16 protein-coding genes are annotated in these 13,998 nt (G+C 67.2%); 8 read left to right on the top strand and 8 right to left on the bottom strand.

Going from position 1 to position 13,998, the window contains the following annotated elements; all coding sequences use genetic code 11:
* Nucleotides 1-34 precede the first annotated feature (34 nt).
* Entirely contained in the window at nucleotides 35-457 is a 423-nt protein-coding gene (gene tatB, locus BS329_RS23035) for a Sec-independent protein translocase protein TatB (protein WP_076163294.1), read from the top strand.
* 114 nt (nucleotides 458-571) lie between these two features.
* Here tatB and BS329_RS23040 read toward each other — a convergent pair whose 3' ends face one another.
* From BS329_RS23040 to BS329_RS23055, 4 genes are read right to left on the bottom strand one after another with little or no spacing between them, the layout of a single operon-like run.
* Nucleotides 572-1,717: an Mrp/NBP35 family ATP-binding protein gene (locus BS329_RS23040; RefSeq protein ID WP_076163295.1), complete on the bottom strand. Its 1,146-nt coding sequence runs from the start codon at nucleotides 1,715-1,717 to the stop codon at nucleotides 572-574.
* A gap of 9 nt (nucleotides 1,718-1,726) precedes the next feature.
* The gene (locus BS329_RS23045) at nucleotides 1,727-2,236 is read right to left on the bottom strand and encodes a DUF1003 domain-containing protein (protein WP_076163296.1); all 510 of its coding nucleotides are present in this window, start codon (nucleotides 2,234-2,236) and stop codon (nucleotides 1,727-1,729) included.
* Nucleotides 2,229-3,539: a magnesium transporter MgtE N-terminal domain-containing protein gene (locus tag BS329_RS23050; protein ID WP_076163297.1), complete on the bottom strand. Its 1,311-nt coding sequence runs from the start codon at nucleotides 3,537-3,539 to the stop codon at nucleotides 2,229-2,231. Before BS329_RS23050 ends, BS329_RS23045 begins: the two co-directional genes overlap by 8 nt.
* A gap of 44 nt (nucleotides 3,540-3,583) precedes the next feature.
* Complete coding sequence (locus BS329_RS23055; protein WP_076163298.1) at nucleotides 3,584-4,495, bottom strand: aminoglycoside phosphotransferase family protein; 912 nt, start codon at nucleotides 4,493-4,495, stop codon at nucleotides 3,584-3,586.
* A 91-nt stretch (nucleotides 4,496-4,586) separates the two neighbouring features.
* On the opposite strand from BS329_RS23055, the gene BS329_RS23060 reads away from it, so the two are divergent.
* Nucleotides 4,587-5,432 (top strand): slipin family protein, encoded by an 846-nt coding sequence (locus tag BS329_RS23060; protein WP_076163299.1) that lies wholly within the window; start codon nucleotides 4,587-4,589, stop codon nucleotides 5,430-5,432.
* A 322-nt stretch (nucleotides 5,433-5,754) separates the two neighbouring features.
* On the opposite strand, the gene BS329_RS45210 is transcribed toward BS329_RS23060, so the two are convergent.
* Genes BS329_RS45210 through BS329_RS23075 form a run of 3 tightly spaced genes read right to left on the bottom strand, consistent with a single transcriptional unit; the run spans nucleotide 5,755 to nucleotide 7,164 of the window.
* Nucleotides 5,755-6,393 carry a DUF4190 domain-containing protein gene (locus tag BS329_RS45210; protein ID WP_076163300.1) on the bottom strand — a complete coding sequence of 213 codons (639 nt, stop codon included), beginning with the start codon at nucleotides 6,391-6,393 and terminating at the stop codon, nucleotides 5,755-5,757.
* 49 nt (nucleotides 6,394-6,442) lie between these two features.
* Entirely contained in the window at nucleotides 6,443-6,820 is a 378-nt protein-coding gene (locus BS329_RS23070; protein ID WP_076163301.1) for a DUF4190 domain-containing protein, read from the bottom strand.
* Between the two features lie 32 nt (nucleotides 6,821-6,852).
* Nucleotides 6,853-7,164 carry a DUF4190 domain-containing protein gene (locus BS329_RS23075; RefSeq protein ID WP_076163302.1) on the bottom strand — a complete coding sequence of 104 codons (312 nt, stop codon included), beginning with the start codon at nucleotides 7,162-7,164 and terminating at the stop codon, nucleotides 6,853-6,855.
* Between the two features lie 157 nt (nucleotides 7,165-7,321).
* Between BS329_RS23075 and BS329_RS23080 the strand changes: the two genes are divergently transcribed.
* The 6 genes from BS329_RS23080 (at nucleotide 7,322) to BS329_RS23105 (ending at nucleotide 13,642) form a co-directional block, all read left to right on the top strand.
* Nucleotides 7,322-8,518, top strand: a complete 1,197-nt coding sequence (locus tag BS329_RS23080; protein WP_076163303.1) for an acyl-CoA dehydrogenase family protein — start codon at nucleotides 7,322-7,324, stop codon at nucleotides 8,516-8,518.
* Nucleotides 8,519-8,594: 76 nt separating this feature from the next.
* Nucleotides 8,595-9,104 carry a YflT domain-containing protein gene (locus tag BS329_RS23085; RefSeq protein WP_076163304.1) on the top strand — a complete coding sequence of 170 codons (510 nt, stop codon included), beginning with the start codon at nucleotides 8,595-8,597 and terminating at the stop codon, nucleotides 9,102-9,104.
* A 244-nt stretch (nucleotides 9,105-9,348) separates the two neighbouring features.
* Nucleotides 9,349-10,671 (top strand): ABC transporter substrate-binding protein, encoded by a 1,323-nt coding sequence (locus BS329_RS23090; protein WP_076163305.1) that lies wholly within the window; start codon nucleotides 9,349-9,351, stop codon nucleotides 10,669-10,671.
* Nucleotides 10,668-11,618: a carbohydrate ABC transporter permease gene (locus tag BS329_RS23095; protein ID WP_076163306.1), complete on the top strand. Its 951-nt coding sequence runs from the start codon at nucleotides 10,668-10,670 to the stop codon at nucleotides 11,616-11,618. The genes BS329_RS23090 and BS329_RS23095 overlap by 4 nt, the downstream gene beginning before the upstream one ends.
* Nucleotides 11,618-12,460 carry a carbohydrate ABC transporter permease gene (locus BS329_RS23100; RefSeq protein WP_076163307.1) on the top strand — a complete coding sequence of 281 codons (843 nt, stop codon included), beginning with the start codon at nucleotides 11,618-11,620 and terminating at the stop codon, nucleotides 12,458-12,460. Before BS329_RS23095 ends, BS329_RS23100 begins: the two co-directional genes overlap by 1 nt.
* A 3-nt stretch (nucleotides 12,461-12,463) precedes the next feature.
* Nucleotides 12,464-13,642, top strand: coding sequence for an ABC transporter ATP-binding protein (locus tag BS329_RS23105; protein ID WP_076163308.1), 1,179 nt, complete (start codon nucleotides 12,464-12,466; stop codon nucleotides 13,640-13,642).
* 61 nt (nucleotides 13,643-13,703) lie between these two features.
* Here BS329_RS23105 and BS329_RS23110 read toward each other — a convergent pair whose 3' ends face one another.
* Nucleotides 13,704-13,904, bottom strand: coding sequence for a PspC domain-containing protein (locus tag BS329_RS23110; RefSeq protein WP_034313416.1), 201 nt, complete (start codon nucleotides 13,902-13,904; stop codon nucleotides 13,704-13,706).
* Nucleotides 13,905-13,998 lie beyond the last annotated feature (94 nt).

Consider the following 13,998-nt stretch of genomic DNA (forward strand, 5'->3'; position numbering starts at 1 on the left):
GAACGGGAAGACGCCGAGGCGGAGGTTCACACGGGTGTTCGAAAGTGTCGGCTGGGGCGAGATCCTCATCATCATCGTCGCGGGGCTGTTCATTCTCGGTCCGGAGCGGCTCCCCGAAGCCGCGGCGTGGATGGCGAAGAGCGTCCGCAAGGTCCGCGAATTCGCGACCGGGGCCAAGACGCAACTGCGCGAAGAGATGGGCCCGGAGTTCGATCAGCTGCGCAAGCCGCTGGAGGACCTGCGAGGCTTGCGCAACTTCGACCCGAAGCGGGTCGTCACCCAGCACCTGTTCGACGGTGACTCGGATCCGCTGGGACTCAAGGACGTCAACGGCACCAATGGCTCCAACGGCGCCACGAACGGTGCTTCGAAGCCCAACGGCTACCCCGCGACCGCCGCGCAGCCCGACCCCCTGAAGCCGGGCGAACGCCCCCCTGTCGACCCCGACGCCACCTGACCCCTCACGCGTTTCGTCCTCTAGTTGCGGTCCTTGCGCGCGCAACTACCGCAACCAGTCCTCTAGTTGCGTGGTGGGAGGCTCGCAAGTAGAGGACTGGTTGCGAAAGGCAGGTCAGCGGCCCGCGGGGGTCACGTTCAGCATCATCCCGGCCAGTCCGCGTGCCCGGACGGTCAGCTTCGTCGCCGCCTCCTTGAGCACGAGCGACGCCGGCGCGTCCGGCTCCGCCAGCACGATCGGCGTGCCCGCGTCGCCGAAGGTGACCACGCGCGGGTCCATCGGGATCTGCCCGAGCAGCGGCACGGTCGCCCCGACCGACTTCGACAGCGAATCGGCCACGGACTGCCCGCCGCCGGAGCCGAAGATCTCCATCCGGGCGCCGTCGGGCGTCTCCAGCCACGACATGTTCTCGATGACCCCGGCGACCCGCTGCCGCGTCTGCAACGCGATCGCACCCGCGCGCTCGGCCACCTCGGCGGCCGCCTGCTGCGGGGTGGTGACGACCAGGATCTCCGCGTTCGGGATGAGCTGCGCCACCGAGATCGCGATGTCGCCGGTGCCCGGCGGCAGGTCCAGCAGCAGGATGTCCAGGTCGCCCCAGAACACGTCGGCGAGGAACTGCTGCAGCGCGCGGTGCAGCATCGGCCCGCGCCACACGACCGGCTCGTTGCCAGGGGTGAACATGCCGATCGAGATGACCTTCACGCCGTGCGCCTGCGGCGGCATGATCATGGTGTCGACCTTGGTCGGCTTCTCCCGCGCGCCGAGCATCCGCGGCACCGAGTGCCCGTAGATGTCCGCGTCGACCACGCCGACGGAAAGCCCGCGTTCGGCCATCGCGGCCGCGAGGTTCACCGTCACCGAGGACTTGCCGACCCCGCCCTTGCCGGACGCGACGCAGTAGACCCGCGTCAGCGAGCCCGGCTGCGCGAACGGGATCACCGGTTCCGCGGCGTCGCCGCGCAGCGATTTTCGCAGTTCCGTGCGTTGCTCGTCGTTCATCACGTCGAGTTCGACCCGGACGTCGTTGACGCCGGGGAGCTTCGCGACGGCGTCGGTGGTGTCCTTGGTCAGCGTCGCCTTCAACGGGCAGCCGGCGACCGTCAGGTAGATCCCGACGGTGACCACACCGTCCGAGCCCACCTCCACGCCCTTGACCATGCCGAGGTCGGTGATCGGTTTCTTGATCTCCGGGTCGTACACGGCCTTCAGCGCGGTGCGGACGTCGTCGACGCTGGGGAGTTGCTGCGTACTGGTCACACGTCCATGTTACGTACCGGTAGCCGTGCGGTCGGGTTTGCCCTTGCGCGGCTTGGCATCAAGATCCTCACGGAGGCGGTCGAGTTCGCCGCGGAGGAAGTCACGGGTGGCGACCTCGCCGACCGCGATCCGCAGTGACGCCAGCTCCCGCGCGAGGTATTCGGTGTCCGCCTTGGTCTGCTCGGCCCGGTTCCGGTCTTCCTCCAGCGAGACGCGGTCACGGTCGTCCTGGCGGTTCTGCGCCAGCAGGATGAGCGGCGCGGCGTACGCGGCCTGCGTCGAGAACGCCAGGTTGAGCAGGATGAACGGATACGGGTCCCAGCGCAGCGAGACCGCCACCAGGTTCAGCACGATCCAGACGATGACGGTCAGTGTCTGCCAGAAGAGGTACTTGCCGGTGCCGAGGAACCGCGCGACCCGTTCGGTGAGCCTGCCGAAGGTGTCCGGATCCAGGTTCAGCTTGAACCGGCCTTGGCCGCGGGGCTGGTCGAGCCGTCGCCCGGGCGTCAGTTCAGGCACGTTCGGCCTCCTCGCTTTCTTCTTCGGTGACCTCGCCGGTGATGTCGTGCAGCCCGGTCTCGCGCCAGTCCTCCGGGAGCAGGTGGTCGAGCACGTCGTCGACGGTGACCGCGCCGAGCAGATGGTCCTCGGCGTCCACCACCGGCCCGCAGGTGAGGTTGTAGGCGGCGAAGTAGCGGGTGACCTCGGACAAGGTGGCGTCCGGCCGTAGCGCGGGCAACTGGGAGTCCACGGCACTCGCGACCATTTCCGCGGGCGGCTCGCGCAGCAGGCGCTGGAAGTGGACGACACCGACGAAGCGCCCCGTCGGCGTCTCCGTCGGCGGGCGGCAGACGTACACCATGCTCGCCAGCGCCACCGGCAGGTCGGCGTTGCGGATGTGCGCGAGCGCCTCCGCGACCGTCGCGTCCGGCGTCAGCACCACCGGTTCGGGCGTCATCAACCCGCCCGCGGTGTCCGAGGAGTACTTCAGCAGCCGCTTCACCGGCGCCGACTCCTCGGGTTCCATCAGCTCCAGGAACCGGTTCTGTTCGGCGGGCGCCAGTTCGGCCAGCAGGTCGGCGGCGTCGTCGGGGTTCATCGCCTCGAGGATGTCGGCGGCCCGTTCCTCGGCGAGGTAGGACAGCAATTCCTTCTGGTCGTCCTCGGGAAGCTCCTCGATGACGTCGGCGAGATGCTCGTCGTCCATCGCGTCGGCGACCTCGTGCCGCCGTTTCAGCGGCAGGTCCCGGACCGTGGCGGCGACGTCCGCCGGGCGCATGGTGTCGAACAGCATCAGCAGCTGCGCCGCGCCCTGGGTCTGGCCGGTCAGGTCGGTGAGCCCGAGCCCGGACACCTCCGACCACGGCAGCACCTGCATCGGCGCGCGCCGCCTGCCGAGGCCGAGCCTGCTCGACCGCTCGCGGATCGCGAGTTTCGCGAGCACCCAGTCCCGGGTCCGCGTCGGTTCCATCGCGGCGTCGACCACCGTGACCCGGGTGTCCGAGCCCGCGAGCGTGGCGTACGCGTCGAACAGCTGCCCGACCACCAGCACCTCGTTGGGCCGCTGATGGAACCGCCGCATGTTGACCGAACCGGTGGCGAGCGTGATGGCGGTGGGCTCGATCGAGGTCACCCGCAACATCGGCACGAACACGCGGCGCCGCGTCGTCAGCTCGACGACGATGCCCAGGATCCGCGGTGGTTGCTGGTCGAGCCGGAGACCCGCCACCAGGTCCCGCACCTTGCCGATCGATTCGCCGTCGGGTCCGAAAACCGGCAAACCGGCCAACTGAGCTGCGAATACCCTGTTCACGGAGGCCATGCCCGAAGGTTATCGGCTCCCGGGCCGGGAGACGATTCGTGTGATCACCGCAATGCCCAGGCGGCGATCTCCGGGACGGCGGCGTAGGCGGGATCTTCGGCGAGGGTCGCGGGTTCGGCACCCTCGGCGAGGTCTTCGTGGAGCCAGATCCAGTTCTCCACCGCGCGCACGAGCGTCCACGCACGCGTGCGCTCGACGTCCACTCCGGCGGCGGTGGTGAACCACGCGATCTTTTCGTCCATTGTGGACTCGGCCGCGCGGTTCCAGAGGATCGAGATCGCGCCGAACTCGAGATCGCCCGCGAGCGGCTTCGGATCGATCACCAGCCACGGTTCGCGTTCCCCGGCGAGGACGTTCTCGAAGTGCAGATCCTCGTTCACCATCAGCTCGCCCGCCGTGGGCCCGAGCCGCACGCAGATCTCGACCGCCGCGTCGATGTACTCGCGGTCGAACGGTTCGCCGAGTGCGCTCCACGTCTTCGGAAGTTCGGTGACCAGCTCCTCGGCTTCCTCACGAAGAGAACGTTGCAGCGCTTCGGGAGCAGGGACGGCCAGCCGTCGCGCCAGGGCGCCGACGGTCTCGACGGCTTCCTGGATCGGCTCGGTTTCGAGCGATCGTGTGGAGTCGAGCCGCTCCAGGAGCAGCACGCCGTCCTCGGGCACGTTGTCGTACATCAGCACCGCTCCCTGACCGGCCCAAGTGGACAGTGCCAAGGGTTCGTCGTCGGATTCCTCGTGCGGCCAGCCGAGTTTGAGGATCGCGGGGGAGCCGTCCGCGCGGCGAACGGGCTGGGCGACGCCGACGAAGCCGTGCATGGCCTCGCCGTCGAGTTCGAGATCCCACTTGGCCGTGTACTTCTCGGCGAGGAACGGGAGGGAGTCGAGCCACTCGGCGGCTCCGGGGCCGAGGCCCGCGGCGCGGTCGAGGAACTTGGGCGGGATCTTGAAACCGGTCACGGACCCACCTTGGCAGGGCTGTCCACCGTGTTTCGCCCGTGACCAGCCAGGCGTACCGTGAGCAGGGAGAACACAACCCCGGGGAGTAGCCATGGTGGTGGAGATTCTCGGTACGATCGCCGTCGCGGGCGGCGCTTGGCTCGCGACCGGCCTTCGGGTGGTGAAACAGTACGAACGCGGCCTCGTCTACCGGTTCGGCCGGGTGCGCGCGACGATCCGGGAGCCCGGTCTCGCGCTGCTGGTCCCGTTCGCGGACAGGCTGCAGAAGGTCAACATGCAGATCATCACGATGCCGATCCCCGCGCAGGACGGCATCACCCGCGACAACGTCAGCGTGCGGGTCGACGCGGTCGTGTACTTCAAGGTGGTCGACCCGGTATTGGCCGCGGTGAACGTGCAGGACTACCGCTCGGCCGTCGGCCAGGTCGCGCAGACGTCGCTGCGGTCCATCATCGGCAAGAGCGAGCTGGACGATCTGCTGTCCAACCGTGAACGGCTCAACGAGGGCCTGGAGCTGATGATCGACAGCCCGGCGCTGGACTGGGGCATCCACATCGACCGCGTCGAGATCAAGGACGTCGCGCTGCCGGAATCGATGAAACGCTCGATGTCACGCCAAGCCGAAGCCGAACGCGAGCGGCGCGCGCGGGTCATCTCGGCCGACGGTGAACTGCAGGCGTCGTACAAGCTTTCGCAGGCGGCCGCGACCATGGCCGACACCCCGGCGGCGATGCAGTTGCGGCTACTGGAGACCGTCGTGCAGGTCTCGGCGGAGAAGAACTCGACGCTGGTCCTGCCGTTCCCGGTGGAACTGCTGCGCTTCCTCGACGCGAACACGCCGAAGAGGGAGGCTCCGCTCGCTCCTGCGGTTTCGGAGGCCGACGGCCAGGTCGCGCCGTCGCCACGGGAGCCCGACGACGCGGAGCCGCGTTCCTGAGGCGTGAAGGCGCTTGCAGCAGAGGCGACACTGGGGCATTCGTCACTGACGGCAGCATTCTCGCTGACCGGTCCGGGCATTCTGACACGGCCGACCTCGAGCCCGCCCAGGCGAACCAGGGCCCATGAGTGGCGATCCGGGCGGCGCGACGGCGTCGCGAAAGCCACTTTCCGGACGTCTGGTGTCCTGAAAGTGGCTTTCGCGACACCCGAAGCGGCACGTGGGCGAGAGCGCAACCACGCCACTTTTGACTTGCCCCTCAAGAGAACCAAGAGTGGGAAAGGGCCTTCGCCTCTCGCACCACAACCCGGGCCGAGACCCGCTAATCCAGTTCGCCGTTGACACCCAGAATGATCAACGTCCCGAAGAAACCGACGTACAGCGCGAGCACGATGTAGCCGATGATCACCGCCGCGAGCGCCATGCCGCGGCCGCCTGCCTCACCGCGGTTCGCCTTGGCCAGCCCGATGTGCCCCAGGATCAGCCCGACGATCACGGTCACGCACGAGCAGATCCCGACGAGCGAGCACACCAGTCCGGCGATCGCCATCCCGTTGTCCTGCGGACGCTGTGGTGCCGCCGCCGCGTACGGGTTGTACGGCTGCGGCGGGTACACGACCGGCATGGGCGCGGACGGGTACACCGGAAGGGCCGAAGGGGCCGGAGCCGAGAAGGTGGACTCGGGCTGCGGGACGGGCTCGGCGGTCAGCGGGTCGATGGCCTGCGCGTACGGCTCCACGGGAGCGGGAACGGGAGCGGGAGCCGAAGCGGCACCAGGAGGTTCGAAAGGTGCTGGCGGCTGGAAAGGCGGTGGCGGCGTGAAGGGCTCGGGAGGCTGGAACTGCTGCGGTTCCGCCGGTGACGGGCTCGCCACCGTTTCGGACGAGGACGCGGACGTCGGGTCGGAAAAGGTGTTCGAGTCGGTGTAGGACGGCGTGTCCTGCGGGTCGGAACTGCTCATCCGGTTGACCCCCTGGTTCGTGCGGGACCCCACCGTATCCGGGGACGGGTCACGAGACGCCCGCGGCACCGATCGCGAACACCACCACCACGAACCACAGGATGACCGGGATCAGCCACAGCCCGGTGACGACGTACCCGACGATCATCCCGGCCTGCGCCATGCCCTTGCCGCCCGCTTCGCCGCGCTTGGCCTTCGAGAGCGCGATGTGCCCGAAGATGATCCCCAGTATCGCCGGGAAGCACATGATCAGCCCGAGCAGCGAGCACACCAGCGACGCCACTGCCATCCCCTGGTCCGGCGGCTGCACGTAGGTCTGCTGGAGGTAGAACTGCTGCGGAGGCTGGTACGGCTGGAGACCGTAGGACTGTTCGAACTGCCCGGAAGGCCGCTGCTGTCGCCCGTACGGATCGTGCGGATTCGTCATGAGGGTCCCCTCGTCGGCACAGGACGGTATCGCTAGCGGAAAGCCCCGTGTTTCGCGGCGATGTTCAGGGCGACCGGAATCGCGATGGCGTAGAGGACGATCATCAGATAGCCGACGATGAAAGCGGCCAGCGCCATACCCTTGCCGCCGGCTTCGCCACGCCGGGCTTTCGCGAAGGCGACGTGGCCCATCACGATCCCCGGGATCACGGACACCAGTCCGATCAGCCCGAAGAGTGAAAAGATCAGGGCGGCGATCGCCAGGCCGGAGTCCTTGCTCTGTGCCTGGTTCGGGAAGCCGTACTGCTGAGGCGGCGGGAATCCGCCAAAGGGCTGCTGAGCCACGTTCGTCCCCCTCGGACTGTGATCGGCTGTCACTGTAGCGCCACGGTCACGGATGGCGTACGCGTGACTGCGCTCATAGCGAGGTCCCCGGTCAAGCGTCATACTCACCGGTAACCCAGCGCCGGGAGCCCGGTGCGCGCGAATTTAGGGAGCAGCGATGGCTCGCCTCGCCCAGACCGCCGGCTTGACCGACGTGCAGTCCGAAATCCTGGCAACGGTCCGCCAGTTCGTGGACAAGGAGGTCATCCCGCGCGCGCAGGAACTCGAGCACTCCGACACCTATCCCACCGACATCGTCGAGGGGATGAAGGAGATGGGCCTGTTCGGGCTCACCATCCCGGAGGAGTACGGCGGCCTCGGCGAATCACTGCTGACCTACGCGCTCGTGGTCGAGGAGATCGCGCGCGGCTGGATGAGCGTGTCCGGCGTCATCAACACGCACTTCATCGTGGCGCACATGATCTCCCGTCACGGCACGCCGGAGCAGAAGCAGCACTTCCTGCCGCGGATGGCGACCGGTGAGGTCCGCGGTTCGTTCTCGATGTCCGAGCCGGACCTCGGTTCCGACGTCGCCGCGATCAAGACCCGCGCCCGCAAGACCGACGACGGTTACGTCGTCGACGGCTCGAAGATGTGGCTCACCAACGGCGGCAGCTCCAACCTGATCGCGCTGCTCGTCAAGACCGACGAGGGCGCCGAGAAGGCTCACCAGAACCTGACCACGTTCCTGGTCGAGAAGCCCGAGGGCTTCGGTGAGGTCGCCCCCGGCCTCACCATCCCCGGCAAGATCGACAAGATGGGTTACAAGGGCGTCGACACCACCGAAGCCGTTTTCGACGGCTACGAGATCGGTGCTGACAAGGTCCTCGGCGAGGCGCCGGGCAAGGGCTTCGCGTACATGATGGACGGTGTCGAGGTCGGCCGCGTCAACGTCGCCGCGCGGGCCTGCGGTATCGCGATCCGCGCGTTCGAACTGGCCGTGGAATACGCCCAGCAGCGCAAGACCTTCGGCAAGGCGATCGCCGAGCACCAGGCGGTGGCGTTCAAACTCGCCGAGATGGCCACCAAGGTCGAGGCCGCGCATCTGATGATGGTCAACGCCGCCCGCCTCAAGGATTCCGGCGAGCGCAACGACGTCGAGGCCGGGATGGCGAAGCTGATCGCGAGCGAGTACTGCGCCGAGGTCACCCAGGACTCGTTCCGCATCCACGGCGGCTACGGCTACTCGAAGGAGTACGAGATCGAGCGCCTGATGCGCGAGGCGCCGTTCTTGCTCATCGGTGAGGGCACCAGCGAGATCCAGAAAACCATCATCAGCCGCGGCCTGCTCCGCGAGTACAAGTCCCGCTCCTGAAGGCGCCTTCCAGCTCACGTTCGCGCCTTTCGCCCGTCCTTGAGAAGATGGACCGGGACGGGCGAGAGGTGATTACGTGAGTGCTCCCTTCGGCGGAGGCGGACGTGCCGCAGGCGGACTGCCACGGCTGCCGACACCGCCTTCCGGCTGGCCGATCGGTTCCTACGCGACGTACGGCGAAGCGCAGCACGCCGTCGGCTTCCTCGCGGAGAAGGAGTTCGGGGTCGCCGACGTGACGATCGTCGGCGTCGACCTGATGCTCGTCGAACGCGTCGTCGGCCGGTTGAGCTGGGGCCGCGTGCTGGGCACCGGCGCCGTGTCGGGCGCCTGGTTCGGCCTGATCATCGGCCTGTTGCTGGGGATGTTCAACAACCAGGGCTTCGCGTGGCAGCCCATGATCGGCGGGCTCGTCCTCGGCGTTCTGGCGTGGACGGTCTTCGCGGCGATCAGTTACAGCATGTCCCGCCGCGACTTCTCCTCCGCGAGTCAGCTGGTCGCCGGTCGCTACGACGTGCTCTGCCAGCCGCGTTCGGCCGAGCAGGGCCGTGAGCTCCTCGCCCAGCTCGCGATGCGCTCGCCCGGGTGACGCCGGGACCGGACCACTGACATTCGGCGGTACTGGTTCACCTGTTCGTCGTGCGATCCGCTGAATCGTTACCGATACTGCTTGCGGGCGTAGATCGCCCGGAATAGGTTGCACAACACCAGTCGGGCGGTCGCGTACTCCAGCGTGCCCGCCCGAGCACTAGCACGTCGGGGTGCTGGCGCGCGGCTTCTTCAACGCGTTCTAGCGCCGCCACATCCCGGGTGTGCGCGGGTGAGGAGGCCTCATGGGGAAGAGGATGAGCGCGAGCCGGAGGGGCCGCTCACCAGGCCGCACCGGCTCGCTATTCGGCGCGACAGCGCTGACGGTCGGCCTGCTGGCGGGCTGCGGACCGGATGCCGGACTCAAGATCAACGTCTACTACGCGCCCGAAGACAATTTCCAGTCCGTTGTGGACGAATGCACCAAGGCCTCGGGCGGGCGGTACGAGGTCGTCTACAACAAGCTCCCGCGTCCGGCCGACGGCCAGCGGGAACAGATGGTGCGCCGGTTGGCCGCCGGGGACGATTCACTCGACGTACTGGGGCTGGACGTCACGTGGGTTTCCGAGTTCGCCGAGGCGGGCTGGGCCGACGAATGGACCGGTGAAGCGAAGGCCGAAGCGACCGCCGGTGTCCTGCCGGGGCCGCTCGAAACCGCGATGTGGAACGGAAAGCTCTACGCGGCGACCAAGAACACCAACGTCCAGCTGCTCTGGTACGACGACAGGCTGACGCCGACGCCGCCGAAGACCTGGGACGAGATGATCCAGCAGGCCCAGGCGCTCAAGGCGCAGGGCAAACCGGCGAACGTCGTGTTCACCGGCGCGCAGTACGAGGGCCTCGTCGTCATCTACAACACGCTCGTCGAGTCGGCGGGCGGCAAGATCCTTTCTGACGACGGTAAATCGGTCGTGATGGACGCGGGCGCGATCAAGGCGCTGGAGATGCTCAAGAAGGTCACCACGGCCGGGATCACCGACCCGTCGCTGACCAACTCGAAGGAGGACGAGGTCCGCCAGTCCTTCCAGCGCGGCAACGCCGCCTTCGAACTGAACTGGCCGTTCGTCTACGCCTCCTACGCCAAGGAGAAGAAGGACGAACTCCAGCATCTCAAGTGGACCACCTATCCGGAGTTCGAAGCGGGGAAGCCCGCCAAGACCACGATCGGTGGCTACAACCTGGCGGTCAGCTCGACGTCGAAGCACAAGGCCGAGGCCTACGAGGTCGCGCTGTGCCTGCGCAACGAGAAGAACCAGAAGTTCTCCGCGCTCAAGGACGGTGTCCCGCCGACGCTCGAATCGCTCTACACCGACACGGTCCCGCTCGATCCGACGGCCGCCGTCGGCGATGACAACCCGAGCATGGACACGAAGTACCCGATGCGGGAGACGATCCTGGACGCGCTCAAGGACGCCGCGGTGCGCCCGCTGACCCCGGCGTACCAGAACGCTTCGACCGTGTTGTCGAAGGTGCTTTCCCCGCCTTCTGCCATCGATCCGCAGAAGACGGCGGACAAGCTGCGGGAGCAGCTCGCCGACGCGCTCCAGTCGAAGGGAGTGATCCCGTGACCGTGCAGGAAACCGCCGGTTCGGCGACCAAGAGCGAGCGGGGCAAGAAGGCGAAACCCGTTCTCAGCGAAGGAAAGAAGGCCGAGCGCAGACTCGGGCTCTGGCTGTGCGCCCCGGCGGCGTTCGTGATGATCGCCGTCACCGGCTATCCGATCATCTACTCGATCTGGCTGTCCCTGCAGCGTTACGACCTCCGGTTCCCCGCGCAGCAGGAATTCGTCGGTCTCGACAACTACGTCGCGGTCCTGTCCAACGGCTATTGGTGGACGGCGTTCGGGACGACGATGGGCTTGACCATCGTTTCGGTGGTGATCGAGTTCGTCCTCGGCATGGGCCTGGCGCTGATCATGCACCGGACGCTCGTCGGACGGGGCCTCGTGCGGACGGTCGCCCTGATCCCGTACGGCATCGTGACGGTGGTCGCGGCGTTCTCCTGGTACTACGCCTGGACACCGGACACCGGGTATCTGGCCAATCTGTTCTTCCCCGACACCGCGCCGCTGACCGAATACTGGCCTTCGCTGGCGATCATCGTGCTGGCCGAGGTGTGGAAGACGACGCCGTTCATGGCGCTGCTGCTGATGGCGGGGCTGGCGCTGGTGCCGGATGACCTGCTCAAGGCCGCGTCGATGGACGGCGCGACCGCGTGGCAGCGGTTCACCAAGGTGATGCTGCCGGTGATGAAGCCGGCGATCCTGGTGGCGCTGCTGTTCCGCACTTTGGACGCGTTCCGCATCTTCGACAACATCTTCGTGCTCACCAACGGCGCGCAGGACACGTCGTCGGTGTCGATGCAGACCTACAACAACCTGGTCAAGGGGTTGAACCTCGGGATCGGGTCGACGATGGCGGTGCTGATCTTCATCACGGTGGCGATCATCGCGTTCATCTTCATCAAGGTGTTCGGCACGGCCGCACCCGGTAGCGACAGTGGGGGTAAGCGCTGATGGCCATCGGTGGAGCGGTCACGCCCGGCCGCAAAGTCAAATGGGGCGTGGTGGACCTCCTCGTCCTGGTGTTCGCGTTGTTCCCGGTGCTGTGGGTGGTGTCCCTTTCGTTCAAGACCAAGGAAACCCTGGACGACGGGTACTTCATCCCGCAGGAATGGACCTGGCAGAACTACGCGGACATCTTCGAGACCACGGAGTTCATCCGGGCACTGGTGAACTCGATCGGGATCGCGATCATCGCGACGGTGATCGCGGTCGTCCTCGGCACGATGGCGGCGTACGCGATCGCGCGGCTGGACTTCCCCGGCAAGCAGCTGCTGGTCGGGATGTCGCTGCTGATCGCGATGTTCCCGCAGGTGTCGCTGGTGACGCCGTTGTTCAACATCGAACGTGAGCTGGGGTTGTTCGACACCTGGCCGGGGCTGATCCTGCCCTACATCACGTTCGCGTTGCCGCTGTCGATCTACACGCTTTCCGCGTTCTTCCGCGAAATCCCGTGGGAGCTGGAAAAAGCGGCGAAGATGGACGGCGCGACCCCGGCACAGGCGTTCCGGAAGGTGATCGCGCCACTGGCCGCGCCAGGGGTGTTCACCACCGCGATCCTGGTGTTCATCTTCTGCTGGAACGACTTCCTGTTCGCGATCTCGCTGACCTCGACCGAGGCCTCACGGACGGTCCCGGCGGCCTTGTCGTTCTTCACCGGGTCCTCGCAGTTCGAAGACCCCACCGGGACGATCTCCGCGGCCGCCGTGGTGATCACCGTCCCGATCATCCTGTTCGTGTTGTTCTTCCAGCGTCGCATCGTGGCGGGGCTGACGTCCGGTGCGGTGAAGGGCTGACCCATGGCTGAAATTGTTCTAGAGAAGGTGTCCAAGAAGTACCCCGACGGTGCCCTCGCGGTGTCCGAAGTGGACATCACGATCGCCGACGGTGAGTTCATCATCCTGGTCGGCCCGTCCGGCTGCGGCAAGTCCACGACGCTGAACATGGTCGCCGGCCTGGAGGACATCTCCTCCGGCGAACTGCGCATCGACGGCAAGCGTGTCAACGAAAAGGCGCCGAAGGACCGCGACATCGCGATGGTGTTCCAGTCCTACGCCCTGTACCCGCACATGAGCGTGCGGGAGAACATGGCGTTCCCGTTGCGGCTGGCCAAGGTCGACGACAAGACCGTGCGCGCGAAGGTCGAAGAGGCCGCGAAGATCCTCGACCTGACAGGACACCTCGACCGCAAACCGGCGAACCTCTCCGGCGGGCAGCGTCAGCGGGTCGCGATGGGGCGCGCGATCGTCCGTGATCCCAAGGCGTTCCTGATGGACGAGCCACTGTCCAATCTGGACGCGAAGCTGCGCGGCCAGATGCGCACCTCGGTGTCGAAGATCCAGAAGCAGCTGGGCACGACGACGCTCTACGTCACGCACGACCAGACCGAGGCGATGACCCTCGGCGACCGGGTCGTCGTGCTCCGGGCGGGCCACGTGCAGCAGATCGGGTCGCCGCAGTTCCTCTACGACAACCCGGCGAACCTGTTCGTGGCCGGGTTCATCGGCAGCCCGTCGATGAACTTCGTCCCGGCGACGCTGGAAAACGGCGTCGCGCGCAGCGCGCTGGGCGAGATCCCGCTCACCGACCGGGTCCGGCGGCTGGTCGAGGCCGCCGACGCGCCACGCGAGGTCATCGTCGGTATCCGGCCGGAGCACTTCGAGGACGCCGCACTGGTGGACGCGTCCGCCGGCGAGGGCGCGGCGTTCACCGCCCACGTGGACGTCCTCGAGTCGATGGGTTCGGAGAAGTTCGCGCACTTCTCGGTCGAGGGTGAGGCCGCGTCGTCGTCCGACCTCGCGGATCTCGCCGCCGACAGCGGCTCCTCGGACGTTCCCGGCTCCGAGTCGCAGATCGTGGCCCGCCTCTCGGCGGCGTCCGCGGCGGCGGAGAACCAGGACGTCGAGCTGTGGTTCGACGCGGACAAGATCAAGCTGTTCGACGGGGCCAGTGGCAAGAACCTGACCTACACGGACTAGCCACCCATGTCCCCGCCGCCCCCTCAACGGAGGGCTTGATTGCGGTTCGTCCTGCCCGGGATCAGTACTCGCTCTCGGGCAGGGCGAGCCACAGCACGAGGTAGACGATGAACTGCGGGCCCGGCAGCAGGCAGGAGAGCACGGCGAGCAGGCGGACCTTGCCCGGCGTGGTGCCGAACCGTTTGGCGAGACCGGCGCAGACGCCGCCGATCATGCGGCCCTGTCGCGGTCGGGTGAGGCGGGCGGCTACGGGGTTGGTCACGGGTTCTTCCCTCTCGGTCGTCGCTGTGTGTGAAACCCATTCTCGTCGCGCGGCGCCGCCGCCGCATCCCACCGCGGGACGAAACGCACCCCTA

The organism is Amycolatopsis coloradensis (genome assembly GCF_001953865.1).
In the GTDB taxonomy this organism is placed as follows: Bacteria; Actinomycetota; Actinomycetes; order Mycobacteriales; family Pseudonocardiaceae; genus Amycolatopsis; species Amycolatopsis coloradensis.